Origin of the sequence: Pseudomonas sessilinigenes, from assembly GCF_003850565.1 — a bacterium.
GTDB lineage: Bacteria > Pseudomonadota > Gammaproteobacteria > Pseudomonadales > Pseudomonadaceae > Aquipseudomonas > Aquipseudomonas sessilinigenes.
In genome coordinates this window covers 5,829,867-5,853,220 of the sequence record NZ_CP027706.1, presented here as the reverse complement: position 1 = coordinate 5,853,220, position 23,354 = coordinate 5,829,867, and the positions used below count along the sequence as shown (strand labels likewise).

Sequence of the window (23,354 nt, the reverse complement as noted above, 5' to 3'; positions counted from 1 at the left end):
GGTTCTTGCACGGCCTGCTGCGTTGCCCTGTCAGCGCTCCTTGAAACCGTAGTCTTGCCACTTCGCCAATACCTGGTTCACGAGCTGTTCAGGGTAGGAGTGCTTGAACGAAGCCGTGGCCGCGCGGATTTTTCCCTGGAACTGCTCGGGAAAGAGGCAGTTGATAATTGCCTTGCCTCCCGTGCCGCGCTGTTTATCGTCAGCGTTCAAGTACGGCACCATGGGAAATGCACGGACCTCTGGCAGCGAGTAATGATCGGATCCTGGGTGGTGCCGGGTGGCGAGGGCCCAAACCACCTCATCGATATGGGTGATATCGAGGTCATTGCCCACCAGGATCAGCTTGGGAATCAGGTAGCCGGCATGTGAACCGAAGACGACGTCTGCAACCCTGTGCACGAACTCCTCGGCAGTGGTGTTCAGGCTCGCCAGCTTCACCGGGTCGACCGCCAGCACTGCCCAGCAAGTCGCGGCCTCGTACGAGCACCAGGCCATGTCGATCGGCAGGCCCGCCTCCTGGCAGGTGTCGAGCAGCTGCGCCGAGATCATGGTGCCCCAGATCGTATGATTCTCCTCAGGTGGCAGGCCCGCCACGCAGATCGGCAGAATGGGGTTGTTGCGAAAGGTCACCGCATGGACATGGAAGACAGGCTGAACATTGCCCTGATGATGCTGGTAACCGTGATATTCGCCCATCGGTCCTTCCATGGCCTGTTCGCTGAGGCTGATTTCTCCTTCCAGGACGATTTCGGCATTGGCGGGAACCAAAAGGCCGTTGGTCTCGGTCCTCACCACCGGCAGGCCTTGCCCTAGCAGGGCGCCGATGTAGCCCGGCTCGCTGACGCCAGTCGGCAGTGGCATGCCCGCCACCGCGACGGCCGCCGGCGGGGCGCCGAGCACCATCGCCCAGGGCGTTGGCTTGCCCAGGTCCGTCCACATCTTTCTCACCTGGCCAATGTGCTGGGTCGCCATCGCCGGGCCCACCAGCGAGTTGCGGCCATTGAGCATCATGCGGCCGATGCCCCAGCTGTCCCAGGTCCCGTCGGGCGATTGCACGACATGGAAACCGTAGGTCGCGAAATAGCGGCCACCATCGGCCTCATGCAGCAGAGGGACGGGAAACTGATTGAGGTCGACTTGCGCGCCGATCCATTTGTTCTCCTTGACCGGCCCGGTGTCTACGACAACCGGATCGATCGGGCGAGCCTTGACCGCAGAGCGAATTTTCTCCACCAGTTCCGGGGCGGTCGTCGTTTCCGGCAGCCCGAAGTGCAAGGCGAGACGCGAGTAGGCCAGCCGCCTGTTGCGCAGCAGGCCTGCGGGCGCTCCCAAGAGGCGAGCGCCTGGCATCGCTCCGGTGAGGTTGTGGAACAGTGGGGCAGGGAGGCGTTCCTCATACACGCGGCGGATGATCGCGGCGGCCTCCAGTATCGGGTCGACGACCGTCTCGACATCCACCAGATCGTTGCGCTGACGCAGTGTTTCGATGAATGTGCGCAAATCCAGGGCGCTTTCAATCAAACTCATGTTTTCGACTCCTTGCTTGCTATGGCGGGATGAAGGGGCAGGCCGTCTCGACACTGGCGTGCGGCTCGATCGCTCCGTCCTGTGGAAGGGGGCTGACCCAAGAGACGTCGAACTCCACAGAAGTATCCGGGGGCAACCATCCAGGAGGCGCGTGAGCAGTGATGTCGGCAGCCCGGTTCTATACTGGGCTTCTTGTGCCTGGCAGCAGCTTGCGTATCGGTGCTGGCCGAGCGCGAACAAGATCGCCGACACCTTGCTCATCGTCAGTCATACCCAGGTGGTTGGCGCCAGGGGTGGTGGCTCGAATACGACGTAGCGCATTTCAAATGATCGACTAAGAGGCTAGTACAGCATGCCGCCCCTGGACTTGACGCGTTTCGATCTCAACCTCCTGGTGGTGCTTGAGGCGCTCTGGATCGAAAGGCACGTTGGTCGCGCCGCGGCACGATTGCATTTGTCCCAGTCCGCAACGAGCCACGCCTTGTCGAGGTTGCGGATCGCGTTCGCTGATCAGCTTTTCATTCGCAATCCCCGTGGAATAGCACCGACACCCTTGGCCGTGGAGGTCATGCCGCGGGTGGCCGAGGTGCTCGAATCCGTCAGGCTCATCGCCAGTCCGCGAGGCTCGTTCGACCCGAGCCGCCTCCAGGCGAAACTCTGGGTGGCGGCTACCGATCACGCGATCTTGACCGTCATTGCCCCTGTGCTGGCCAAGATCCAGGCCGCCGCGCCGGACCTGGTGCTGGGGCTCAGGCCGGCTGATGTCGAGTCGGCGTTGCGCATGCTCGATTCCGGCGAACTCGATATCGTGCTGGGGGCCGGTTCTTTTGCCCAGATCCCTCAGCGCTTCGATTGCCAGCGTGTCCATCAGGAACGTTTTATCGGTATCGCCCGCAAGGGACACCCGGCGCTGGTCCAGCGCGGCAAGAAGTGGCACATGGGCCTGGATGACTTTGTGCGCTTGCCCCATATCCTGGTTTCGCCGCGCGGCGATACCCGGGGCGTAGTGGACGCCGCACTGGAGAGTCTTGGCCGTGCCCGCAAGGTGGGCGTCGCCTGTCCCAGCTTCCTGGCCGTGCCGTTCATGGTCGGCGCTTCGCAATCGATCGCGGTTGTCGCCGAGCGGGTCGCATTGCGCATGCAAGAGACTGCGCAATTGGCTGTGTTCGAGCTGCCCCTGGCGTTGCCAACCTGGGAGGTATGGGTTATTCGAGCCCAGGGACGGGTCACCGAACCGGCCATTGAGTGGCTTACCAACATGCTATTGCGCGACGAGTCATCAGGTGGCCCGCTGTGACTGACAGTGGCCCAGGACCATGAATCTGGTGCATCGACAGGCTGTGCAAATGCCATTGGATCGATGATCCAGGTACTCCTAGAGTGCGGGCGTCACTTCTTCATACCCGCCAGGAGTTCCTCATGAAAGCGACGCCAACCTTGGTCATGATCCCTTGTTTCGCAGGAGCCCCGTGGCAACTGAACTCGTTGACCCACCTGCAGGGGCGCAACATGCGCACTTTGCGCCTGCCCGATGACGTACATGACCTGGAAACGTTGGCCGATTTTTTGGCCGATCAGGTGAGGGATCTGCAGAGTTACGTGCTGGTTGGCGATTCCTACGGGGCGGTGGCTTCGCTCGCATTCGCCACACGCCAGCCAAGAGGGCTTGCAGGCCTGGTCCTTTCGGGTGGTTTTGCCAAGAGCCCGATCACCTCGCCCTTGCTCAAGGCGCTGGCGGCACTGGCGCCATTCTTTCCCGGGCCCTTCTACCGCCAGGCGACCTTGCGCATCCATGCCGCGCAGCTGGCTTCATCGTTTGACAATGAGGGGGAGGTTCCCTGGTCGGTCGCCAAGAGCCGTGCCTTCTTCGTCGAGAAGACGCCCCACAGGGCCTACGTCAACCGCATGCGTTCGATTGAGCGGGCGGACTATACGGGGCTGCTGGCGAGAATCGCCGTCCCCACACTGATCCTGACCCCGGAGGAGGACAAGTTGATCGGTGAGCTGGCGGCGAAGGTGCTCCTTGCAGGCATAAGGGGCTCGCAGGAGGTGGTCATGCCGCGTACGGGCCACATGTTCAGGTTCTCCCACCCTGGCGCCTACTCTCTGGAAATAAGCAAGTTCTTGGAGCGGGCAGCGCTTTAAGCGCGGGCGCTATGCCCAGGCTCTATGTATAGGCTCCATGCCAATAAAGGTTCATGGGCAATGAAACTGTGCGTAGGCCTCGGCCTCGATTTCACCCGTATCTGAAATCAGCTCTCCAGCTTCATCCCGAAGTTGATACTCGCACTGTTCTCCACCAATGGATGCAGCTCCATCAAGGCCCAGCAGCAAGGTGTAGAACACATCGGTCAGGGCCGTATCGACCGCTTTCCACAGTTTCTGCGATTGCTCGGCGTCCAGTTCAAGGGCTTTGAATTGCTCGGCGGCCCGTCCCGGTCCTTGGCGCAGGTTGTCGAGCGCCAAGGTCTTCTCTGCCTTCCAAAGCGCTACAAATTCTTGCGCATTCATAGTGTCCATTCTGCTCTCGAGGTTCGGCCCGACAGTATGAAAGTGTTCAGGTCGGTGGGCAATTTCCGGGCACTGGTGCGGGACCTGTGAGGGCGATCGTGCACAGGGGGCTTGTCGGGTATAGGGTGGTGGCATTTTGGTATTGCTTGAGTACAATCGCCAGCGGTCGATTTCCGGCCATGCCAATGATGGCGCAATGGAGTTGTATTGATGACGTTTCGGAAGATGGCAGGAGCAGTGGCGTGTGCTGTGGCGATGGGGCTCCAGGGGTGTGCCAGTATCGTCGGTGAGTCGAGTTATCCAGTCGCTGTTTCAAGCACACCGCCGGGCGCTGCATTTGAAATCGTCAATAAGAACGGGGTCGTGGTGCATTCTGGAAATACCCCCGGCACCGTGACCCTGGAATCTTCCCGGGGATATTTCTCAGGCCAGACCTACACGCTGCATTTCAAGAAAGATGGGTACGCTGACAAGACTGTCACGCTGGACTCCAGCCTCAGTGGTTGGTACTGGGGAAACATCCTGGTGGGTGGGTTGATCGGCATGCTGATCGTGGACCCGCTGACTGGAGCCATGTACAAGTTGCCGGAACAGGCATCCGCCGACTTGGGCGCTCCTCTGGCAGGCTCCTCCAGCGGCACGCTGAAGGTGGGGCTGATAGATGACCTGACGCCAGCCCAGCGTGAACGTTTGGTTCTGATCAACTGATCTTTGTTACCGCTGTCACAGCACGCCGGCCACTGTTTTTTCACGACAGGCCGGCCCGCTCGGCGAGGCTTGCCAGGCAAGCGTGACACTGAGCATGAGCTTCATTGGCGCTCGGTCAATGGAGAGTGGCGGCCCTGCGGCTTTCTCCAATCCTGATGCGATCAAGGGCTCGGTTCAGGGCATCCAGGGCATTGATGAGAGCCTGTGCCTCGGGCTCCCGACCTTCTCCCCAGAGGCGTTCAGCCATTTTGTTAAGGGCCAGGATGGACCGTTCGATGTCCGCAGCGGTTGCGGCGGGTGCACCTGTGGGCTGGTTCTTGGGCATTTGCTGAGCTCTCTCAAGGCCTATGGCGCGACCCGGTTGATCGGCTGCTGGCTGCTTGATGAAGTGGAAGGGAAGTCTACCAGGCCATACCGCTACTGATAGGCCGCCCCCCTTACGGATGGCATTGCAAGGCCGCCGCCTGGATGCTGGAGTCGTCCGCAACATCGACGACCGCCACGCTATCTCCCCCCAGTTCGGCTGATTTATTGAAGGCCATGTTCAATGCGTCTGCATTGGAGGAGCCTTTTACCGTGAACGGCTTGAGCACTTTGCACGCCTGGGCAGAGGCGGCCGTGACCAGGCTCACTTGCCTGCCGGCTTCCGTCAGTTGCGTCGTACACCCACAGATCAAGGTGAGGGGGACGAAGAGCAGCAGAGCGACGCGCAGATGACCCATGGTGAAAACCCCTATCGACTTGGCTATCGGTTTATTTCGGCAGGTGATCTTAAGCGATCATTCGCTGCGTAAATAAGCGGAAAATGTGCAGGCCGGTGATAGGCGGCAATCTTTCCTGGGCGGGTGGCAATCCCCGGGGACTTTCCGATCATTGAGTGGTGCCGCTGGGCTGGCGTTGAGGGCAAGCACTGCGCGAGTCCGAGCAGGTGAGTGTTCCATGGCCGCATGGGCTCTTTGGAGGGCCTGGACAGTAGCTTGGATAGAAGCACCGTTTGTACCGAATGACTCCCGGTAATAGTACGGCGCGTGAGTTGCTTTATTGCCGGGAGTTGGCTGAGTCGAACAGTTTCGTTTCTATGGTTTTACTTTGGGGCAGACGGAGTGGTTGCCGTTGGGCGGCTTTTATATTGCTACTACTGGATTTCTTTTAGTCTTTGGCGAGTTTTCGGCCTTTGGGTAGTTGGATGTATGAGAAAGGACGATAACGAAGTTCGCGTTCGCCGGGATGGCGAGCCGCCCGTGTTCGACCTGCAGCGCGCGATGTTGGATGCCACACCCGATTGCATCAAGGTCCTGGCGCCAGATGGCACCCTCTTGGCCATGAATGCATCCGGATGCGTGGCACTGGATATCGCACCGTCGAAGGTCAAGGGTTCGGCCTGGGTGCCCCTGCTTCCCCCTTCGATTCATTCGGCGGCCTATGACGCACTGGCTTTGGCCGCGACGGGGCTGAGCGCACGCTTTGCCGGGTACAGCGATGCCTGTGGGAAGGTCATCTACTGGGACAATTTGCTGACCCCGACCATCGACCCTGCAGGGCGTGTGCATACCATCGTCTGCGTTTCACGTGATGTCACCGAGCAGGTCCTGTTGCAAAAGGAGCTGGATCAGTCGCTGGCCAGGGAGCAGTTGCTGTCGGGGGAAATGGTGCACCGCATCAAGAACCTCTTCACCGTGGCGGCGGCGGTGATCCTGATGGCCGACAGGGAGGCGAGGGCGTCCGGCACAACCGAGCCGTTGGCCAAGATCGCGGCAGGCAAGCTCCGGGCGCTGTCCAGGGCCTACTCCACGGTACTGGCGGCGGACGATGTGGCCCATGTGGAAATGGAGGCGTTCATGGTGTCGGTGCTGCACCCCTTTGGCGCCCAGTGCCGCTTCAGTGGCACGAAGAATCTTGTACCCGGGCCATTGGCCAACGTGCTGGCGCTTCTGCTCCATGAACTGGCCACCAACTCCGTGAAGCATGGTGCGCTCAGCGTTGCTGAAGGCGAGGTCGAGCTTCGCTGGTCCGTCAACGATGGCTGGCTGGCGATCCGTTGGCTGGAGAGCGGCGGGCCTGTCATCGCCGAGCCGCCAGCCCGGTATGGCTATGGTTCGGGACTGATCGACCAACTGGCCGGTAGCGTCGGTGGGACGCTCCAGCGCGACTGGCATCGCCGTGGCTTGCAAGTCGAACTGCGGGTGCCGTTTCCAGCAGGGTAGTGGCTTGATTGCGCCTCGGGCTGATGCCTGAAACAGGTTTTGAAGCTGGAGCCGGGCCGGCCATTGGTTTCATAATGCGCGGGTTCGCCAGGGCAGGCGCTTGCCCAGTGGGTGATGCCGTTGCGTGCTCCTGGTGATGTTTGCGAGTAGGACCTCGACCGATAGGTAAATCATGAGTCATCGAAAGATCTTGCTGGAAAGAGTCGAAGCGCTGGACGCACTGGATGAAGATCATTTCCCCATCGTTACCCTGGATGAGTACTTCCTGGGCAACGACCAGGAGCAGTCCATCGCACCCAACCAATGGGGCTTTGGGCGCCCATCGATCCGGGAAATCCATGCCCGGTTCAAGTGCATAGAACAACGGCCTGACGTGCAAGGCGTCTATGTAGGCCTGCATCAGGACTGGTGCGAAGCGCTGGAGTGCGACGACTGGCCAGCGGCAGAAAACATCCATGTCTACTCATCGGCACCGCAAGCTGTCGCCGATCAGTGGATCGAGGGCCTGGAGTCCGATGGCATTATCGTCGGCTGGCCTTATGGCAAGCACGCCGGTGCGCCAGAACCACAGGACGGCTACCAGGTATATACCGTCTACTGGGATTGAATCGGCCCATCGCCAGGCTCGCCCCAAGTGACATTTCCGGCCGGCCGAAAGCCGCCTGGAAGACCATTGAATCAGTATCTAAGGAATGGAATGAATACCAGCCAGGCGTCGATTGATGCTGCTTATACAGATATGCAAAACAACGGTTGGGACACGTCGGAACCGCTGAAGTGGGGGTTCTTTTTCTTCGGCAAGAACGAGGATGATCTCAAGGGCGTCTATAGCGAACTCATCGAGAGTGACTACCTCGTCGAGAGCGTTCATGAGAATGACGACGGCAACCTGACGCTATGCGTCAGCAAGGTCGAGTCATTGCCCGCGGACAAGCTTTTTCGCAGGTGCATGGCCTTCAATGAATTGGCCGAGGCCTATGGGACCTTCTTCGACGGCTGGGATGTCGAGAGAGTCGAGTAGTCGTGGCACAACGCACCGGCGATACCGCCGGTGCCGTTGAGAGTCCCGGAAGGAGGGGCTGTCGATGAACAAGGCAACAAGAGGGACCGACAGGGCGATTGCGATCATCGGTGCGGGACTTGGCGGCTTGACCCTGGCCCGGGTCCTGCACCGGCATGGAGTGGTTGCCACGGTGTATGAGGCCGAGTCTTCGGCCATGGCCCGCTCCCAGGGCGGGCTGCTGGATATTCACCAGCACAATGGACAGCCGGCGTTGAAGGCCGCCGGTTTGCACGAGGAGTTCTTGCGCCTTGTTCGCCCTGGCGAAGACGCCAAACGGATCTGCGACAGCACGGGCAAGGTCCTCCTGGACCGCCCCTCCACCGGGGCAAGCAGCAGGCCGGAAGTGGATCGGGGCGAGCTTCGCCAGATGCTGCTCGACTCGCTCCCCGAAGGCTGTGTTCGCTGGAACCACAAGCTGACCCAGGCGATATCGATGGGTAATGGGCGCCATCAACTGGTGTTTGCCGATGGTTCTTCGAGCCAGGCCGACCTGCTGGTTGGCGCCGATGGCGCCTGGTCGAAGGTACGCCCGTTACTTACCGCGACAAGACCGCAGTACACCGGCATTTCATTTGTAGAGACGTTTCTTTTCGACGCCGACGCTCGTCATGCTGCCAGTGCCCAGTTGATCGGGCAGGGCACCTTGATGGCCACGATGCCGGGCAAGGGAATCTTTGCCCATCGCCATCGCGATGGAACGCTCCAGGCCTATGTGGCGTTGAAAGTGCCGGAGAACTGGTTCCAGAACCTCGATCTTTCCCGGCCGGCAACGGCCTTGCCGCGGCTTGCCCGGGAGTTCGAAGGATGGTCGCCGGCGCTCACGGCACTTATCGACGACTGCGAGAGCACGCCAGTCCTGCGCCCGATCCACGAGTTGCCCATCGCTCACTGTTGGGCGCGCGTACCAGGGGTGACGTTGCTAGGTGATGCGGCGCACCTCATGTCGCCCTTTGCCGGGGAAGGCGCGAACCTGGCCATGTACGACGGGGCGGAACTCGCCAGGGCGATTTGTGAGTCGGGTGATGATCTGGAAGCGGCATTGCTTGCCTATGAGCAGGAGCTGTTCGCTCGCAGCTCTGACGCGGCCACGCAAACCGGGAACAACCTCGAGGTGTTCTTCAATGAGCAAGCTCCCCATGGCCTTGTGGAGCTGTTCGGCAACTTGTCGCCAGCAAGGTAAGCGCCTGGTTCTCCGGTAGAGAACCGGGCGGGCTTCACTGGACTGTCGCCGACCGGCGCAGCGCCAGTAGCGCAACGAACAGCGCCCCGGCTACCCCCACCGAAATCATCAGGCCATGTGGACTGATATAGGACACCGTGGCCCCGGTGATGATCGGCCCCAGCACGCTGCCCAAGGTATAGAACATCGCGATGGCGGTCATGGCCGTGGAGACCTGATGTTCGTCTACTCGATGCCCCGCCTCGATCACCGCCAACGTGTTCATGCCCCCGATGGCTCCACCCCAGAAGAACACGATGAATGTGGCCAGCCATGGAAAGGGTTGGCTGAAGGGAATGGCCACCGTGCCCAACAGCAGCACCAGGCAGCAGATCAGTTGCCCGGCCTTGCAGGAGGTGCGGTCGGCCACCCAGCCAATCGGCAGCTGCAGGACCGTGCCGCCCACCCCGAACACCGAGATCAACAGCGTCGCGGCGGTCAGGGCATACCCCGCCCAGAGGCTGTAGCCGGCCAGGAACGACACCGACGAGGTTTCGGCAAATCCGGCAATGAAGGCTCCGCACAGGGCCACTGGAATCACGCCGAACAGCTTCGCATGGCGTTTCTGCGTCGGGGTCTGCGGCTGCGTGTCGTGCTCCTTCAAGGTCAGGGCCAGGCCCCCGGAGATCAGCACGATGGTGGCGCAGGCGTAGTAAGGCACGACACTGCCGACTCCGAACACCACCAGTAGTAGCGGGCCCACCGCGATACCCAGGCCCATGAGGGTTTCATGCACGCCGATCGCTCGGCCACGTTCGTTCCTGGACGCGACCGAGACGATCCAGGTATCGCAGGCGATCCAGCGCAGGATCAAGCCGATGCCCAGGATGAAGTTCAAGGCAAAGATCAGCACCAGGTTGCTGGTCAGGGTCATGCCGATCAGCGCGGCAATGGTCAGTGCTGCGCTGAGGATATTGGCCCTGACCAGTCCCAGCTGCCCCAGCAGTCGTGGAACGACTTTGTATAGCAGCAGGATCGCGATCCAGGAGGCGCTGACAATCACCCCGATCTTGGCCGGCTCAACGTTTTGTTGTTCCAGTGACAGCGACAGCAAGGGCGTGATGGTGCCGATCTGCACGACCTGCGAAAGCACCGAAAGCGTGTTGATCTTGGTCAGGGCGAACCAGCGCTGCTTGTCGGTGTATTCGATACCAGGGTTTTCCATAAGAGGTGCCGGCCTAAAGCATTCAGAAAGTCAGGGGAGCCTGCCTGAGTACGACTCGGCCCTCGAAGCGCCGATCCATATGACCCGGCAATTCTTACAATGAAACATTTTCATACGCAACGGGCGCTACTAAATATCGATATAGCGGGATCGCTGCCTGTTTGTGGATGTTTCGAGCGGCATAGATGAGGACGCTGCATGAAGTCCAGTACTAGCAACCAGGTTGCTGGAAGCAGGGCTATAACGATTTTGCAGCTCTAGTGTGGTGGGATGTTCGTCGATTGAGTGGGCCGTTCGGTCGCCGCATGCCGTGCTTGTTTCGCCCCTCGCCTTGAGTTCGGATGTCGCTGTGGTGCCGATTATCGCGGGCAGCGGGACGGCCTTGTACCGACCCGCAATCGCCTGTTTTCGACTCAACCTTCAAGCCAGCGCGTCGTAGCGCGCGAGGGTTTCACCGAGCCAGCCAAAGAACAGCTCCGGCTGTTCGATATGGGCCAGGTGGGAGGCCTCCGGCACTACATGCTCGCCACCATTGTCCAGGTAGCGGACATAGCGCCGTATGGCGGCGGGGCTGCATTCGTCGTGTTCGCCAACGATAAAATGCGTGGGGCACTTGATCCGTCGCAGGGCATCGCGCAGGTCCAGTTCGCAGAGGGTGCCATCGCCAAAGAAGTCCGCGATTCCCCACATGTGGCGAAACAGCGTGCTGTTGTACAAGCGATCAGATTCCTTGATGAACGGCGGCTCTTCGTCGAGCCTGAGCATGTGCCTGCGGTTGAACATTTGCAGCGCCTCTTCGAATTGCGGATGCCCTGAGTCGCCTGCCAACAGGACCTCGCGCCACGGGCTGGGGAGTTTTTGCAGATGGGCCCGGTTGTCGGCGTTCCAGTCGGCGGCGCTGATCAACGGCCCGGCGAGGACCAGGCTGGCCAGCCGAGGGTCCTGGCAACTGGCATAGGCCGCTGCAATCGAGCCGCCCCAGGAGCTGCCGAGCAGGTGGAATCGGGTGAGCCCGTGGAATTCGACGACCGCGGCCAATTCATCGCAAGCGCGCTCCAGTGTCCAATGGGCAGCATCGTTAGGACGGGCTGAATAGCCGCTGTCGAGTTGGTCGTAGTAGATCAGGGAACGCTCCTTGAGGTGTTCGCTGAAGTTCGACAGGTACAAGTGATTGGAGCCGGGACCGCCATGCACGACGACCAGGGGCAGGCCAGATGATTCGCCGTGCCTGATGGCGGTCCATATCTGCCCTCCGGGGGCCGCAATGCGATGTTGTTGGTCGAAATGCATGATGTGCCTTTGTGCTTACGACGATTGGAAGAGGGCACCCCTGGCGCCCGGGAGAGAGTCATGCCGATAGGTCGATACTGGCGAGCCGGCCTTTGCGTTGGAGCACCCATGCCAGCACCAGGCCGATACACAACCATGCACTGCCGAGCCATTTGGCATGCTCGTTCATGCTGGCCAGGGCCGCGACCAGGATCACGATACCGGCCAGGGGCGAGATCACGTGCTTGAACCAGTGGCGCTCGGGATGCTTGCGAAAGCGATAGAACAGGCTGATGTGCAGGGTGATGTAGGCGAACAGCGCGCCGAAGGTGACCAGGGTCACCAGCAACTCCACTTCGTTGGCGGCCAACAGGCCGACGACGGTGGAAACCAGGGCGACAGACAGCAGCGCCGCTATTGGGTTGCCTCGTCGATCCAGGCGTGCCAGGCATGAAGGAAACCTGCCGTCGCGGGCCATGCTGAAGATCAATCGGGACGTCGTCATCTGCGACACAATGGTATTGGCCACCCCTGCAACGGTCCCGGCCGCAACCACCAGGATGGGTTGGAACCAGCTGCCGACGATCGTCGCGCTCAGGGTGTAGAACGCGGTCTCGGCTTGGTCCGTGCTGTATTGGGTACCCTTCGGCACGAAGACATTGGCCAGGTATACCTGGGCGAAGAACAGCAGCGAAACCAGGAGCAGGAGCATGAGCGTGGCCCTGGAGACGGTATGTCCACCGCCGGTGGCTTCCTCGTTGAGCGCGGAGATGGCGTCGAAGCCCACGAAGCTCAGGGCGGCGACCGGTATCGCTGAGAGAATCGCCATCAGTTGCAAGTGTTGGCTGTCCCAGATCGGCGCCAGCAACGAGACCAGATGGTTGTGCTGGACAATGCCCCAGAGCGAATAGACGAAGAACACGGCCAGGACGGCCAATTGCACCAACAGGAAAACCTTGTTGACCCTGATGGTCAGTTTGAGGCCGATGATATTGAGCAGTGCTGGCAGCCAGATGAACAACAGGATCCAGAATGAGCGCGAGCTCTGTGGAAACTGCAGGACCATGCCGATGGCGGTGAGAATGGACAGCAATGCCGGCAGCAGGAAGTAGTCCAGCAGGATCAGCCAGCCGGTGACAAAGCCGGTGAAAGCGTTGGTGCACAGGCTGACATAACGGTACACCGAACCGCTCACGTTAACGCTCCTGGCCATTTCGCTGTAGCTGATCGCACTGAAGGTCATGGCCAGTGCGGCCACGGCATAAACCAGTGCGGCCATGCCCGCGGACATGTCGTAGACGATGCCGAACACCGCCGTAGGTGCCAGGGGGCAGAAGTACAGCAGCCCATACACCAGGACATCGGAGAACGAGAGTCGGCGAGGCAGTCGTGATTCGGTGACTGCCGATTGTGCGCAGGGATCTGCAGTGGAGGTGGTTCGCATTCGAAGTGCTCCTGTGAGCGCCGCGGCGTGGCCGTTGGCTTGCCGGGGCGGCCGTATTATTAGAATTGGCGGGCCATGAAGCGGGCTCCAGTATCGGATGCTGGACAGCGCTTGAGGTGATGAAACTGGCCAGCTTTTTGTCTTTTCCGGCCAAGCCATCGTTTTGACCCAGAAGCTGGCGGGAGCGGGCTCAGCTTCGTAGCGATCGGCGAAAACGCCCGGGGGATACACCGGCCCATTTGTGATAGGCATGGACGAAGGAGGACGGGTCGGCAAAACCCAATTGCTGGCTGATGGCGTCCAGCGACAGGTGAGTACTGCTGAGCAGCCGATTGGCCAGTTGGTGGCGGGCCATGCTCTGCAGGCGCTTGAAGGTTACCGTGCGTTCGGCCAGCCGTCGGCGCAGGGTTCGTTCGGAGATATTCAAGGCCTGGGCCACGGCTTTCAGATCGCTGTAGCGCTGGATGTCCGATTTGAGCAAGGTGCTCACTTCATGGGCTATTGCGCTACCGGCGCTGGTCTCCAGCTCTCGTTCTCGTGCTTGGGTCAGCTTCAGCATGGCCAGGTGGCTGATCGGATCCGCTAGCGGCAACCGTTGGTTCAGTAGGGCCTTGGGGAGCTTGAGGGAATCCGAGTGGCTGGAGAACTGGATGTCGCCGCCGAACAGTTGGCGATAGGGGGCCAGATCGCTGGGGGCCGGACGTTTGAAATGAGCGCTGAATGGCTCATGGGGAGATTGCAGGCAGTCGCGGATGACGCGCAAGGTCGCGCTGAGAAAGACGTCGGTGGAGAAACTGTAGCCCTCGAAAAAACCATGGCAATCGCGGCCTACGAAATGCTGGTCGTTACCGTAGTGCAGTAGGTGCGGGGCGAACTGGCTGGCCAACTGGATGGGGAACTGCAAGCCGCAGTTCAGGGCCTCGCCCAGGGTAGGCGCTGCCAGCAGGGTGTAGCCGAGCAGACCCAGTGTCGAGATCGGCATGGAGCTGCCAATGAGCAGGCCCAGATGCTGTTCGGGAATGGCCCGGCGAGCGTTGTCGAATACCACCAACTCCTGCTCCATGGTGATGGTCGCATCGGGGTCGGTCAGGGAATCGGGCAGGCGGCCTGCACCTCTCAGGATGATTTCATCCGGTACGCCCCGTGCCCGGGTAATGGCGAGTGTCGCTAGCACTCCATGCAGCGATACGGGGCGAACTTCATACATTGAAACACTCCAGTCATACCGAGCGCTTGCAGGAAACCCCAGGTGATGGTCACCGTCGCCCATCATGCGCGCCAGGTGACGGAACCGCCAGTCCATGGCCCGCAGAAGCCAAGGGCATGGAGGGACCGTCGTCGATGAGAACGGCATGTTTTTACACGCCTGGTCTTGTGGGGAGGCGAATGATTGTCGTCCCCATTGGGTTGTCTTATCGTTGGCTGTCTCGGCCTTTAGGTAGTTGAAATCATGCACAAGGACGATAACCAGGGCGGGGCTTCCACCAGGCCTGAAGGGGATGACCAGCCCGCTGTTTTCAATGCGCAACGGGCCATGCTCGACGCCACTTCCGACTGCATAAAAGTCCTGAGTCCGGACGGTCTTCTCCTGGCCATGAACGAGGCAGGACGTGTCGCCCTGGGGATTGCACCCGCCCAGGTCCGGGGCGTGCCCTGGATACCCTTGCTGCCGGCTTCGGTCCAGGCCGCTGCCGATGAAGCCCTGGCCTTGGCCCTCACCGGTGTCACCGCTCGTTTTGCCGGCCACAGTGAAGCCTCGGGGCAGGTTGTTCATTGGGACAACCTGATGACGCCGGTTGTCGGTCCCTCAGGCCAGGTCTTCTCGGTCGTGTGCGTGTCGCGGGATGTCTCCGAGCTGGTGCTGCTACAGCACAAACTGGACCGGCTGTTGCTCAGGGAGCAGTTGTTGTCGGGAGAGATGCTGCATCGGATCAAGAATCTGTTCACCGTGTCGGCGGCGGTCATGATGATGGCTGATCGTGAGGCCCGTGCCTCTGGGAAAGCCGATCAGTTGGCGATGATCGCCGAAGGCAAGCTGAAGGCATTGTCCAGGGTCTACGACAAGGTGCTGGCAACGGACGATCTGTCCAGTGTGCAGATGCGGTCTTTGGTCAAAGCAGTGCTTCTGCCCTTTGGCAATCAATGCCGGTTCAGTGGTGCCAGGCATGTGATTCCGGAAGCGCTGGCCAATCTGCTGGCGCTGGTCCTCCATGAGTTGGCGACCAACTCGGTGAAGCATGGTTCGCTCAGTGTTCCTCAAGGGCAAGTCCACATCAGTTGGAAGACGGCCGAAGGACGGCTGGCACTCAAGTGGCTGGAAAGTGCTGGGCCCAGGATCATCGCACCGCCGGACAGGTGTGGTTATGGCACTCAGATGATCGATCAGCTTGCCAGTACTGTTGGTGGGATCGTCGATCGCCGATGGCATGCCCACGGCTTGCATGTAGAACTGCAGGTACCACTGGACGGAGCATAGGCGCCGCCGGTCCGGCTTTGACACCGGTGCTGTTTCGGCAACCTTCCCGCCACGCCTTTAAGCCCGTCTCCCTTGCGTCGAGCCGCCTTATCGTCGATGCGCATTTTTTTGACCTGAAAACACTACATGTAGTGTTTTTGTTTAGTTTTTTGTCTATATATTGTGTTGACGCACCATCCTACCCTCTATATCTTGTGCCCCGCTTTCGCTGAATGCACTACATATTGTGTTTTGTTGTTCTATTTTAACTATATGTGGTGTTTTTGTGGGAAGGCTTTGCGGTACGCATTCTCGAAAACATGACTTTCTGGTCGAGCTGCTGCTCGCCAGACGGCAAGAATAAGGATGGATGAAATGTTGAGTTGGGATGGGCTTGATGTGAACGATCATGAAGCTGCAGGAACGGGTGGACCTGACAGGCCGCATGAAACGACACCAAAGGACGGTCTCGACGTGGCAGGAAATACCGCCGCGCAGGAAGCCAGGATGATTGTGCCTGGTGATTCGCCAGCAGTGATTCGAGCGAAGAAAGCTCTCAACTCACTGGAGTTCAACCAGCGCCTGGATGAGTTGGAAGGGGCCTCGGGACGGGTTGCCGTCGATGAAAAGCGCATGATCAATTGTCGAGCGGACCTGAACCAGCTGGTTCCACTGAAATATGACTGGGCCTGGCAAAAATACCTGGACGGGTGTGCGAATCACTGGATGCCGCAAGAAGTCAACATGACGGCAGACATCATGCTTTGGAAGAACCCGCAGGGGTTGAGTGACGATGAGCGTCGTATCGTCATGCGCAGTCTTGGGTTCTTTGCGACTGCCGACTCCCTGGTAGCCAACAACCTGGCCCTGGCGGTGTACCGCCTGATTACCAACCCCGAGTGCCGACAATACATCTTGCGCCAGGCCTTCGAGGAGGCCATCCATACGCACGCCTATCAATACTGTATCGAGTCCCTGGGCATGGACGAGGGGGAGATCTTCAACATGTATCGCGAGGTTCCTACCGTGGCCAAGAAAGCCGCGTGGGGATTGCGTTATACCCGGGCCATATCCGATCCAAGGTTCAAGACAGGCAGTGTCTCTGCGGACAAGGAACTGCTCAGGAACCTGATCGCCTACTACTGCGTGCTGGAGGGCATCTTCTTTTATTGCGGTTTTACCCAGATTCTCTCCATGGGGCGAAGAAACAAGATGAACGGCGTCGCGGAGCAGTTCCAGTACATCCTTCGCGATGAGTCGATGCACTTGAACTTCGGCATAGACGTCATCAACCAGATCAAGATCGAGAACCCTCACCTCTGGGACCATGCCTTGATGGAGGAGGCGACTCAAATGATCCTGCAGGGTACCCAGCTGGAAATCGAATATGCGCGAGACACGATGCCCCACGGAGTCCTGGGCATGAATGCGGCCATGATGGAGGACTACCTGAAATTCATCGCCAATCGCCGCCTGTGCCAGATAGGGCTGAAGGAGGAGTATCCAAACGTCGAGAATCCATTCCCGTGGATGAGCGAGATAATGGACTTGAAGAAGGAAAAGAACTTCTTCGAGACCCGTGTCATTGAATATCAAACCGGTGGCGCCTTGTCCTGGGATTGATCGGCCTGGAAGACAAAGGGTCGATAAGCGAGGTTCGATCCCAGGAGTGCTGAATGAGTCTGGAGAAAATCAAGACGCCTTGTATCGGGCTTTGCTCAACGGTCTACGGTGATCGGGTGTGCCGGGGTTGCAAGCGATTCGATCATGAGGTGATTGAGTGGAATGGTTATGGTGAAGATCAGAAACGCAGTGTCCTGCAGCGTTTCGAATGTCTTTTGAGCCAGGTGATGCTCGACAAGTGCGAGATCTTCGATCCTGACTTGCTGGCACTCAGGGTGCAGTCTGGCAGGATCAATTGTTCACCGCTGAACTCCATTCAGTACTGTGCCTACCAGGTCATCAGGCGTGGTGCGGGGGTGATAAGGAACATCGAGGAGTTCGGCATAAGGATCCTGCCGGCATACAGCCAGTTACGCCTGGTGGAACTGCGGGATGTCATCGATAGGGAGTTCTTTTCGCTATCGGAGCAACGCTACGGTACAGGTGGCTGAGCCTGATTCTTGAATGCCTGGCTGAAGCCCGTGGATCGACGATCCACGGGCTTTCTTGATCTGATTGGATCAAGCGCGGCGCACTACGTTTTGCCAATGCACGTATAGCGCTTGGACATTGCCGCTGGTCATCAGTGGCATCACGTCCTTCAACTGGTCGGTGGACCAGTCCCACCATTTCATTTCCAGGAGCATTTGCACGGTGCGCTCATCGAAGCGCATGCGAAGGGTCTTGGCCGGGTTGCCGCCGATGATGGCGTAGGGCTCGACATCCCGGGTCACCAGGGCGCGGGTGCCGATCACCGCGCCGTCACCCACCTTGACGCCCGGCATGATGATGGCTTCGGAGCCGATCCAGACATCGTTGCCGATGACCGTATCGCCAGCGGATTCATAGCCATTCTGCGCTCCCGCAAAGGCTGGTTCTTCTGGCATCCAATAGAAAGGAAAGGTGCTGACCCATTCGTTCCGGTGGCCTTGATTACCGGCCATGATGAACGCGGCACCCGAGCCGATCGAGCAGAAACTGCCGACGATCAGTCGGTCCACGCCTTCGTCTGGTGGCAGGTAGCGTGCACATTCGTCGAAGCTGTGGCCGTGGTAGTACCCGGAGTAATAGCTGTACCGGCCAACCTGGATGTTCGGATGGGTGACCTGCTTGTCCAGTGTGATGCCCTTGAAAGGACTCTCGAAGTAATTGCTCAAGACTTTCTCCATGTGGCTAGCCGGCACTTTCTTTCAAGCGCGCGGCACTGCAGCGATCGTGTTCGCAACGCTCAGCGGTACCGCTGAGTGGCGTCTCTGGAGCTGCCAGGTTGCAAGCTGGTCTGCAAACAGCGTCGCGCCGGCCAGCTCCATAGAGGCCGCACAATAGCCTTGATGGCAGTGTCATGCACTGGCTCTTTCCACCAGAACCGCACGGCCTTGCATCATCCGACGGTATTGCCGGGTCCGATGCAGGGTTGCCCATTGCTCCAGCAACAGGGCGCGCAGGGGCGAGGAGCCTGGTTTGGTCTGGCGACCCTCGGCAAGGTGCCGCATCTGCAGCTTCACCAATGCCATGTAGGCCAGCGCTGCCAGGGCCTTGCGTTTCCAGCGGATCGGCGGCAGTTCGGCACTGGCCTTGCGATCGCCCTGTTTCCAGCGGCGGGGCAGGGCAGGGTCTACCGCCAGGGCGGTTGCGATGCCGGCCATGGCCACGCCGCTGTCCAGGACCTGTTCCACTACCGGCAAGCGGCGGATGCCGCCCGTGACCATGACCGGCATGCGTGCAATGGCTGCGATCTCTCGGGCGAATTCGAGGAAGTAGGCTTCGCGAGCCAGGGTCCGGCCATCGCGGGCATCACCCTGCATGGCTGGGGCTTCATAGCTGCCGCCCGACAACTCCACCAGGTCCACCGGCAGCTCATTGAGCCACAGCACCACCTGGCGTGCGTCGGCGGGTTCGAAACCACCCCTCTGGAAGTCGGCCGAATTGAGCTTGACGGCCACGCTGAACCCAGGAGAGACCGTCGCGCGTACGGCCTTGACCACCTCCAGCAGCAACCGTGCACGATTCTCCAGGCTGCCGCCCCAGCGATCCTGGCGCTGGTTGCTCAGGGGCGAGAGGAACTGGCTCAACAGGTAGCCATGGGCTGCGTGGATCTGCACGCCGCTGAATCCGGCCTCTTCGGCCAGCGCCGCAGTACGGGCGAAACGCTGGATCAGTGTATTGATCTGAGCTTCTTCCAGTGCCTTGGGGAGGGGAAACATCTTCGATAGCCCACCCATGTCCAGGGCCACTGCAGAGGGGGCGACGGTGGTCTGGCCGAGGCTCGCCTGCATTTGCCTCCCTGGATGATTGATCTGCATCCAGAACTGCGCACCCTGGGCCTGCCCGATGCGTGCCCATTGGCGAAACCGTTGCAGTTGCTGGCTGTCGTCGAGCATTACACCGCCAGGTCCGGTCATGGCGCTGGGGTCGACCATCACATTGCCGCTGAGCAACAGACCGGCTCCACCTTCGGCCCAGGCCTGATACAGGCGCAGCAGTTGATCCGATGGGGTCTGGTCCAGGTTTGCCAGGTTCTCTTCCATCGCGGCCTTGGCGATGCGGTTGGGCAGGGTGCTGCCATTGGGTAAACGCAGGGGCTGGAAAGCGTTCATGGTGTTCTCCGGTGAGGCGCCGCGCGTCGATTTATGTGCGGCGGGGCTGTATTGCGAAGAAGCCTAAGGTTAAAGTTATCCTTAAGGTCAACCGGAGATTTGCAACTCAAATGAAGATTGGTGAACTGGCCCGACGTACGGGCCTGAGCGCATCGCGCCTGCGTTTTTATGAAGCCAGTGGCTTGATCGAGTCCCAGCGCCTGGGCAACGGCTATAGGGACTACCCAGAGGATGTGGTGCAGCGCCTGGAAATCATCACCTGTGGGCAGCAGGCCGGTTTCAGCCTGGAGGAAATGCGCACCTTGACACTTGAGTCAGCAGTGAAAGGGGGGGAGCGCCATGATCGACTGCTGGCGAGCCTGAGGCGCAAGGTCACGGAGATCGAGACGTTGCAGGAGCGCCTGGCGCACAACCGCAGTCACTTGCTGGCCCTGATCGCCGGGATCGAAGGCAAGCCCGATGGCATGGATTGCGAAGAGAATGCTCAGCGGCTGCTGGCGCAATGGCGGGACAACGAGGCGAGTGCCGTTGGCGTTGCCAGCACCGGGCGTCAACAGAAATCGCGTCGCTGAGCCGCCGTCGGCAGCTCCGGGTTCCTGTCAGCGCAGGCCCTCCGGAGCCGAACCCATCGGCAGGGCTGGTAGGTTCATGTTGCCCATGGCGGCCTCCAGCTTGTCCTGGTAGAGGCTCAGGATCGAGTAGTCCAGTTTCTGCGTGATGCTGGCGCTGGCGACGCAATTGGCCAGCAGTTCTTCCAGTGCACCGGCGACCAGGTCCGCAGTGACCTGCAGGACGGTCAAGCCATGGCTCTTGTCGACAATGACCAGATTCTTCAAATCGTACATACAGCACCTGTGGTCACTGTTCTTATCTTATGGTTGATGGCTATGAGCCATTATCAGGATAACTAAACTGCCTGTGTCCTGTCACGGGGGAAGATGGCTGTAGGGATGCTGAAGAGCGAGGAGATTTTGTCCATCGACTTGTCCTGTCTGTGTAGGATGGCCCGCACAAAAATCATCAGGGCGATGTTCATGCTTATTCTCACCAAGGGCGACCATCAGGGATTGACGATCGCGCCGCGTTGGCCATCGTCGCAGGTGGCGCTGGATTCGCAGGTCTTCCAGCAGTTGCTCAAGGTCCAGCAAGGCTTGCCGGGTACCACGCGACTGTTGGTGACACGAGGCTATGAGAATCGCAGCAGTAGGCTGGGCGGCTTCCGGACGCTGTCACGCTGGCTGGGGATTCGCCTGTTCTGCTGGTGCTACCCGGGACGCCAGGATGAGGTGGACGATATCTTTGGTGCCAATGGCCACGATGTGGATGGCACGCATGTCGATGTTTCGATTGTCCTTGAGGGCAAGCGCTTGCGCTTCTTGCCCCTGGGAGTGTTTACCTCACCCAAGCGCCAGCAACTGCTGAAGGCGCGTTATGCAATGGCGCTGGATGGCGTCAAGGCAGACTTGGTGCAGTGCGGTTTCCAGATTCACCGCAACCACACCGAAAGCTTGCAGATCCATTGCGACTACAAGCCGCTCTTCGTACCAGGCACCGCGCAGGCCTGCGGCCTTACGCCCAACGCTTGAACAGTACGCTGGCATTGACCCCGCCAAAGCCGAAGCCATTGGACAGCGCATACTGCATGGCCATCTTCCGGGCCTGGCCGCGGACCAGGTCCAGGCCTTCGGCTGCGTCGTCCGGGTTCTCCAGGTTAAGTGTTGCCGGAGCGACTTGATCACGCAGGGCGAGGATGGTGAAGATCGCCTCGATCCCGCCTGCGGCGCCCAGCAAGTGCCCCGTGGCGGATTTCGTGGCACTGATGGCCGGGCTGGCGCCGTTACCGAACAGCGCCCTGATGGCCGCCAACTCGCCCTTGTCGCCTACCGGGGTCGAGGTGGCGTGGGCGTTGAGGTGCTGCACTGCAGAGGGGGCGATACCGGCCTGTCGCAAGGCCAGTTCCATGGCGCGACGGGCGCCGTTGCCGTCCTCCGGTCCTGCCGTCATGTGGTAGGCGTCGCTGCTGGTGCCATATCCCACCACTTCTGCAATGGGCTGGGCGCCTCGTGCCAATGCGTGCTCCAGCTCCTCGATGACCAGCAGTCCCGCTCCTTCTCCCATGACAAAACCATCGCGCCCCTGGTCGAATGGCCGCGAGGCGCGATGGGGCGTGTCGTTGTAGTCGCTGGACAGGGCACGTGCGGCAGCAAAGCCCGCCAGGCTGACCTGATGGATCGTGGCTTCTGCGCCACCACACAGGGCGACATCGACTTCACCTGCACGGATCATCCGGGCGGCATCGCCTATGGCCTGGACTCCGGCGGCGCAAGCCGTGACCGGGGTGCCCAGCGGCCCTTTGAGCCCATGGCGGATCGACACCTGGCCGGCAGCCAGGTTGCTCAGGAATGATGGGATGGTGAAGGGCGAAAGACGTCGCGGTCCCTTGCTATCGCTGGTGCGTACCGCTTCGGCGATAGCAGGGAAGCCGCCGACCCCCGAAGCGATGATGGTAGCCGTGCGTTCCTGGGCCTCGGCGGTATCCGGGCGCCAGTTGGCCTGGGCCAGGGCTTCTTCGGCAGCGGCCAGGGCGAACAGGATGAAGCGGTCCATCTTGCGCTGTTCCTTGGCGGCCAGGAGTCGGTCAGGATCGAAGCCGGCTTGAGGATCCTCGATCGAATCCGGCACCTGGCCACCGATGGTGGTGGACAGGCCTGCAATGAATTGCTCTGGCAGTTGGCGGATTCCCGAGCGACCTGCCAGCAGGCGCTGCCAGACCTGCTCGACTCCGCAACCCAGCGGAGTGATTGCACCCATGCCTGTAACTACGATGCGTTTGCTCATGCCGCACTTGCTCCTTCGATTTACCTGATCGGGGAAGATGAAGCGTGGACGATACTATCATGATGAAAGTAACATCCGGTTCCACAAATACTTGAACGTTACCGCAGGAGTCGGCCATGCAGCGAAGAAGCCTGGAGCAGGCAGAATGTCCGATCGCCAGGTCCCTGGAGCGGGTGGGGGAATGGTGGAGCATCCTGATCATGCGTGATGCACTGCATGGCCTGAGGCGTTTCGATGAGTTCTCCCGCAGCCTGGAGATCGCTCCGAACATGCTGACCCGGCGTCTCAACTCGCTGGTGGAGGCGGGGTTGCTGGAGCGTCGAGCTTATTGCCAGCGTCCTGTGCGCCATGAGTATGTGCCTACCGCCAAGGGAGAGGATTTTCGCGTGGTGCTCATGGCGTTCGTGGCATGGGGCAATCGCCATTTCGCGCCTGAAGGCCAGAGCGTGCAGCTCATCGATAGCCAGAGTGGCAGGCCGGTAGAGCCGGCAATGGTGGAGAGGGTCGAGGGTCGGGTGGTGCCGCTGGAGGCCTGCACCATAAAGGCCGGCCCCGTTGCCAGTGCCAGCATGCGCCAGCGGCTGGCCCACAAGCCCGATTGAAGGCGGTGGACCGCTGAGCCGGGCTCGTTTCGACAACCGCTGCTGGGACCCAGGGGCACTGGCTGGGCTAGTCGAGCACGACCAGAGTGG

General features: G+C 60.3%; 25 protein-coding genes. 13 read left to right on the top strand and 12 right to left on the bottom strand.

Features of this window, described 5'->3' with window-relative positions; all coding sequences use genetic code 11:
- Nucleotides 1–30: 30 nt before the first annotated feature.
- Nucleotides 31–1,521: a UbiD family decarboxylase gene (locus C4K39_RS26860; RefSeq protein WP_217884184.1), complete on the bottom strand. Its 1,491-nt coding sequence runs from the start codon at nt 1,519–1,521 to the stop codon at nt 31–33.
- A gap of 358 nt (nt 1,522–1,879) precedes the next feature.
- Here C4K39_RS26860 and C4K39_RS26855 point away from each other — a divergent pair, with 358 nt between their 5' ends.
- A complete protein-coding gene (locus C4K39_RS26855) occupies nt 1,880–2,824 on the top strand; it encodes a LysR family transcriptional regulator (RefSeq protein ID WP_124347859.1) in 945 nt (314 codons plus the stop codon).
- A gap of 122 nt (nt 2,825–2,946) precedes the next feature.
- Entirely contained in the window at nt 2,947–3,672 is a 726-nt protein-coding gene (locus tag C4K39_RS26850; RefSeq protein WP_124347858.1) for an alpha/beta fold hydrolase, read from the top strand.
- A 51-nt stretch (nt 3,673–3,723) separates the two neighbouring features.
- Here the strand turns inward: C4K39_RS26850 and C4K39_RS26845 are convergent, their stop codons facing one another.
- Complete coding sequence (locus C4K39_RS26845) at nt 3,724–4,047, bottom strand: hypothetical protein (RefSeq protein ID WP_206600591.1); 324 nt, start codon at nt 4,045–4,047, stop codon at nt 3,724–3,726.
- A gap of 201 nt (nt 4,048–4,248) precedes the next feature.
- Between C4K39_RS26845 and C4K39_RS26840 the strand changes: the two genes are divergently transcribed.
- Nucleotides 4,249–4,746, top strand: coding sequence for a hypothetical protein (locus tag C4K39_RS26840; RefSeq protein WP_083235709.1), 498 nt, complete (start codon nt 4,249–4,251; stop codon nt 4,744–4,746).
- Between the two features lie 115 nt (nt 4,747–4,861).
- On the opposite strand, the gene C4K39_RS31900 is transcribed toward C4K39_RS26840, so the two are convergent.
- Together C4K39_RS31900 and C4K39_RS26830 are read right to left on the bottom strand one after the other, a co-directional pair.
- Complete coding sequence (locus tag C4K39_RS31900) at nt 4,862–5,071, bottom strand: hypothetical protein (protein ID WP_083235710.1); 210 nt, start codon at nt 5,069–5,071, stop codon at nt 4,862–4,864.
- Nucleotides 5,072–5,183: 112 nt separating this feature from the next.
- Nucleotides 5,184–5,468: a DUF4156 domain-containing protein gene (locus tag C4K39_RS26830; RefSeq protein ID WP_068580650.1), complete on the bottom strand. Its 285-nt coding sequence runs from the start codon at nt 5,466–5,468 to the stop codon at nt 5,184–5,186.
- 468 nt (nt 5,469–5,936) lie between these two features.
- Here C4K39_RS26830 and C4K39_RS26825 point away from each other — a divergent pair, with 468 nt between their 5' ends.
- The 4 genes from C4K39_RS26825 (at nt 5,937) to C4K39_RS26810 (ending at nt 9,193) form a co-directional block, all read left to right on the top strand.
- Nucleotides 5,937–6,950, top strand: a complete 1,014-nt coding sequence (locus C4K39_RS26825) for a sensor histidine kinase (protein ID WP_124347857.1) — start codon at nt 5,937–5,939, stop codon at nt 6,948–6,950.
- Nucleotides 6,951–7,122: 172 nt separating this feature from the next.
- Nucleotides 7,123–7,557: a YfbO family protein gene (locus C4K39_RS26820; RefSeq protein ID WP_068580654.1), complete on the top strand. Its 435-nt coding sequence runs from the start codon at nt 7,123–7,125 to the stop codon at nt 7,555–7,557.
- Between the two features lie 90 nt (nt 7,558–7,647).
- The gene (locus C4K39_RS26815; protein WP_068580656.1) at nt 7,648–7,971 is read left to right on the top strand and encodes a ribonuclease E inhibitor RraB; all 324 of its coding nucleotides are present in this window, start codon (nt 7,648–7,650) and stop codon (nt 7,969–7,971) included.
- Nucleotides 7,972–8,035: 64 nt separating this feature from the next.
- The gene (locus C4K39_RS26810; RefSeq protein ID WP_124347856.1) at nt 8,036–9,193 is read left to right on the top strand and encodes an FAD-dependent oxidoreductase; all 1,158 of its coding nucleotides are present in this window, start codon (nt 8,036–8,038) and stop codon (nt 9,191–9,193) included.
- A gap of 34 nt (nt 9,194–9,227) precedes the next feature.
- Here C4K39_RS26810 and C4K39_RS26805 read toward each other — a convergent pair whose 3' ends face one another.
- The 4 genes from C4K39_RS26805 to C4K39_RS26790 all read right to left on the bottom strand — a co-directional run bounded on the left by C4K39_RS26805 (nt 9,228) and on the right by C4K39_RS26790 (nt 14,317).
- Nucleotides 9,228–10,397, bottom strand: a complete 1,170-nt coding sequence (locus tag C4K39_RS26805) for an MFS transporter (protein ID WP_124347855.1) — start codon at nt 10,395–10,397, stop codon at nt 9,228–9,230.
- Between the two features lie 420 nt (nt 10,398–10,817).
- Nucleotides 10,818–11,687: a proline iminopeptidase-family hydrolase gene (locus C4K39_RS26800; RefSeq protein ID WP_124347854.1), complete on the bottom strand. Its 870-nt coding sequence runs from the start codon at nt 11,685–11,687 to the stop codon at nt 10,818–10,820.
- Nucleotides 11,688–11,745: 58 nt separating this feature from the next.
- The gene (locus C4K39_RS26795) at nt 11,746–13,110 is read right to left on the bottom strand and encodes an APC family permease (protein WP_164487331.1); all 1,365 of its coding nucleotides are present in this window, start codon (nt 13,108–13,110) and stop codon (nt 11,746–11,748) included.
- Between the two features lie 190 nt (nt 13,111–13,300).
- Entirely contained in the window at nt 13,301–14,317 is a 1,017-nt protein-coding gene (locus tag C4K39_RS26790; protein WP_164487330.1) for an AraC family transcriptional regulator, read from the bottom strand.
- 243 nt (nt 14,318–14,560) lie between these two features.
- On the opposite strand from C4K39_RS26790, the gene C4K39_RS26785 reads away from it, so the two are divergent.
- The 3 genes from C4K39_RS26785 (at nt 14,561) to C4K39_RS26775 (ending at nt 17,679) form a co-directional block, all read left to right on the top strand.
- A complete protein-coding gene (locus C4K39_RS26785; protein WP_124347851.1) occupies nt 14,561–15,586 on the top strand; it encodes a PAS domain-containing protein in 1,026 nt (341 codons plus the stop codon).
- A 486-nt stretch (nt 15,587–16,072) separates the two neighbouring features.
- Nucleotides 16,073–17,188, top strand: coding sequence for a ribonucleotide-diphosphate reductase subunit beta (locus C4K39_RS26780; RefSeq protein WP_416220683.1), 1,116 nt, complete (start codon nt 16,073–16,075; stop codon nt 17,186–17,188).
- A 53-nt stretch (nt 17,189–17,241) separates the two neighbouring features.
- Entirely contained in the window at nt 17,242–17,679 is a 438-nt protein-coding gene (locus C4K39_RS26775) for a DUF1289 domain-containing protein (RefSeq protein ID WP_124347850.1), read from the top strand.
- Nucleotides 17,680–17,748: 69 nt separating this feature from the next.
- Here the strand turns inward: C4K39_RS26775 and catB are convergent, their stop codons facing one another.
- Together catB and C4K39_RS26765 are read right to left on the bottom strand one after the other, a co-directional pair.
- Nucleotides 17,749–18,384 carry a type B chloramphenicol O-acetyltransferase gene (gene catB, locus C4K39_RS26770; protein WP_124347849.1) on the bottom strand — a complete coding sequence of 212 codons (636 nt, stop codon included), beginning with the start codon at nt 18,382–18,384 and terminating at the stop codon, nt 17,749–17,751.
- 183 nt (nt 18,385–18,567) lie between these two features.
- Entirely contained in the window at nt 18,568–19,824 is a 1,257-nt protein-coding gene (locus C4K39_RS26765) for an NADH:flavin oxidoreductase/NADH oxidase family protein (RefSeq protein WP_068580673.1), read from the bottom strand.
- A gap of 110 nt (nt 19,825–19,934) precedes the next feature.
- On the opposite strand from C4K39_RS26765, the gene C4K39_RS26760 reads away from it, so the two are divergent.
- The gene (locus tag C4K39_RS26760) at nt 19,935–20,396 is read left to right on the top strand and encodes a MerR family transcriptional regulator (protein ID WP_124347848.1); all 462 of its coding nucleotides are present in this window, start codon (nt 19,935–19,937) and stop codon (nt 20,394–20,396) included.
- A 27-nt stretch (nt 20,397–20,423) separates the two neighbouring features.
- Here the strand turns inward: C4K39_RS26760 and C4K39_RS26755 are convergent, their stop codons facing one another.
- The gene (locus C4K39_RS26755) at nt 20,424–20,669 is read right to left on the bottom strand and encodes a hypothetical protein (protein WP_068580675.1); all 246 of its coding nucleotides are present in this window, start codon (nt 20,667–20,669) and stop codon (nt 20,424–20,426) included.
- A 105-nt stretch (nt 20,670–20,774) separates the two neighbouring features.
- Between C4K39_RS26755 and C4K39_RS26750 the strand changes: the two genes are divergently transcribed.
- Nucleotides 20,775–21,410: a hypothetical protein gene (locus C4K39_RS26750; protein ID WP_225926525.1), complete on the top strand. Its 636-nt coding sequence runs from the start codon at nt 20,775–20,777 to the stop codon at nt 21,408–21,410.
- Here C4K39_RS26750 and fabF read toward each other — a convergent pair.
- The gene (fabF, locus tag C4K39_RS26745) at nt 21,394–22,662 is read right to left on the bottom strand and encodes a beta-ketoacyl-ACP synthase II (protein WP_124347847.1); all 1,269 of its coding nucleotides are present in this window, start codon (nt 22,660–22,662) and stop codon (nt 21,394–21,396) included. The two genes, C4K39_RS26750 and fabF, sit on opposite strands and share 17 nt — an antisense overlap.
- Before the next feature lie 116 nt (nt 22,663–22,778).
- Between fabF and C4K39_RS26740 the strand changes: the two genes are divergently transcribed.
- Entirely contained in the window at nt 22,779–23,264 is a 486-nt protein-coding gene (locus C4K39_RS26740; RefSeq protein WP_068580677.1) for a winged helix-turn-helix transcriptional regulator, read from the top strand.
- Nucleotides 23,265–23,354 lie beyond the last annotated feature (90 nt).

What these genes read in the sequence shown, in the direction of transcription:
- C4K39_RS26855 (WP_124347859.1), top strand. Translation starts at nt 1,880, where the DNA reads ATGCCGCCCCTGGACTTGACGCGTTTCGATCTCAACCTCCTGGTGGTG.
- C4K39_RS26820 (WP_068580654.1), top strand. Translation starts at nt 7,123, where the DNA reads ATGAGTCATCGAAAGATCTTGCTGGAAAGAGTCGAAGCGCTGGACGCA.
- C4K39_RS26800 (WP_124347854.1), bottom strand. Translation starts at nt 11,687, where the DNA reads ATGCATTTCGACCAACAACATCGCATTGCGGCCCCCGGAGGGCAGATA.
- C4K39_RS26765 (WP_068580673.1), bottom strand. Translation starts at nt 19,824, where the DNA reads ATGAACGCTTTCCAGCCCCTGCGTTTACCCAATGGCAGCACCCTGCCC.
- C4K39_RS26760 (WP_124347848.1), top strand. Translation starts at nt 19,935, where the DNA reads ATGAAGATTGGTGAACTGGCCCGACGTACGGGCCTGAGCGCATCGCGC.
- C4K39_RS26780 (WP_416220683.1), top strand. Translation starts at nt 16,073, where the DNA reads ATGATTGTGCCTGGTGATTCGCCAGCAGTGATTCGAGCGAAGAAAGCT.
- C4K39_RS26750 (WP_225926525.1), top strand. Translation starts at nt 20,775, where the DNA reads ATGCTGAAGAGCGAGGAGATTTTGTCCATCGACTTGTCCTGTCTGTGT.
- C4K39_RS26815 (WP_068580656.1), top strand. Translation starts at nt 7,648, where the DNA reads ATGAATACCAGCCAGGCGTCGATTGATGCTGCTTATACAGATATGCAA.
- C4K39_RS26805 (WP_124347855.1), bottom strand. Translation starts at nt 10,397, where the DNA reads ATGGAAAACCCTGGTATCGAATACACCGACAAGCAGCGCTGGTTCGCC.
- C4K39_RS26850 (WP_124347858.1), top strand. Translation starts at nt 2,947, where the DNA reads ATGAAAGCGACGCCAACCTTGGTCATGATCCCTTGTTTCGCAGGAGCC.
- C4K39_RS31900 (WP_083235710.1), bottom strand. Translation starts at nt 5,071, where the DNA reads ATGCCCAAGAACCAGCCCACAGGTGCACCCGCCGCAACCGCTGCGGAC.
- C4K39_RS26830 (WP_068580650.1), bottom strand. Translation starts at nt 5,468, where the DNA reads ATGGGTCATCTGCGCGTCGCTCTGCTGCTCTTCGTCCCCCTCACCTTG.
- C4K39_RS26785 (WP_124347851.1), top strand. Translation starts at nt 14,561, where the DNA reads ATGCACAAGGACGATAACCAGGGCGGGGCTTCCACCAGGCCTGAAGGG.
- C4K39_RS26740 (WP_068580677.1), top strand. Translation starts at nt 22,779, where the DNA reads ATGCAGCGAAGAAGCCTGGAGCAGGCAGAATGTCCGATCGCCAGGTCC.
- C4K39_RS26790 (WP_164487330.1), bottom strand. Translation starts at nt 14,317, where the DNA reads ATGTATGAAGTTCGCCCCGTATCGCTGCATGGAGTGCTAGCGACACTC.
- C4K39_RS26795 (WP_164487331.1), bottom strand. Translation starts at nt 13,110, where the DNA reads ATGCGAACCACCTCCACTGCAGATCCCTGCGCACAATCGGCAGTCACC.
- C4K39_RS26755 (WP_068580675.1), bottom strand. Translation starts at nt 20,669, where the DNA reads ATGTACGATTTGAAGAATCTGGTCATTGTCGACAAGAGCCATGGCTTG.
- C4K39_RS26840 (WP_083235709.1), top strand. Translation starts at nt 4,249, where the DNA reads ATGACGTTTCGGAAGATGGCAGGAGCAGTGGCGTGTGCTGTGGCGATG.
- fabF (WP_124347847.1), bottom strand. Translation starts at nt 22,662, where the DNA reads ATGAGCAAACGCATCGTAGTTACAGGCATGGGTGCAATCACTCCGCTG.
- C4K39_RS26775 (WP_124347850.1), top strand. Translation starts at nt 17,242, where the DNA reads ATGAGTCTGGAGAAAATCAAGACGCCTTGTATCGGGCTTTGCTCAACG.
- C4K39_RS26845 (WP_206600591.1), bottom strand. Translation starts at nt 4,047, where the DNA reads ATGGACACTATGAATGCGCAAGAATTTGTAGCGCTTTGGAAGGCAGAG.
- C4K39_RS26810 (WP_124347856.1), top strand. Translation starts at nt 8,036, where the DNA reads ATGAACAAGGCAACAAGAGGGACCGACAGGGCGATTGCGATCATCGGT.
- C4K39_RS26825 (WP_124347857.1), top strand. Translation starts at nt 5,937, where the DNA reads ATGAGAAAGGACGATAACGAAGTTCGCGTTCGCCGGGATGGCGAGCCG.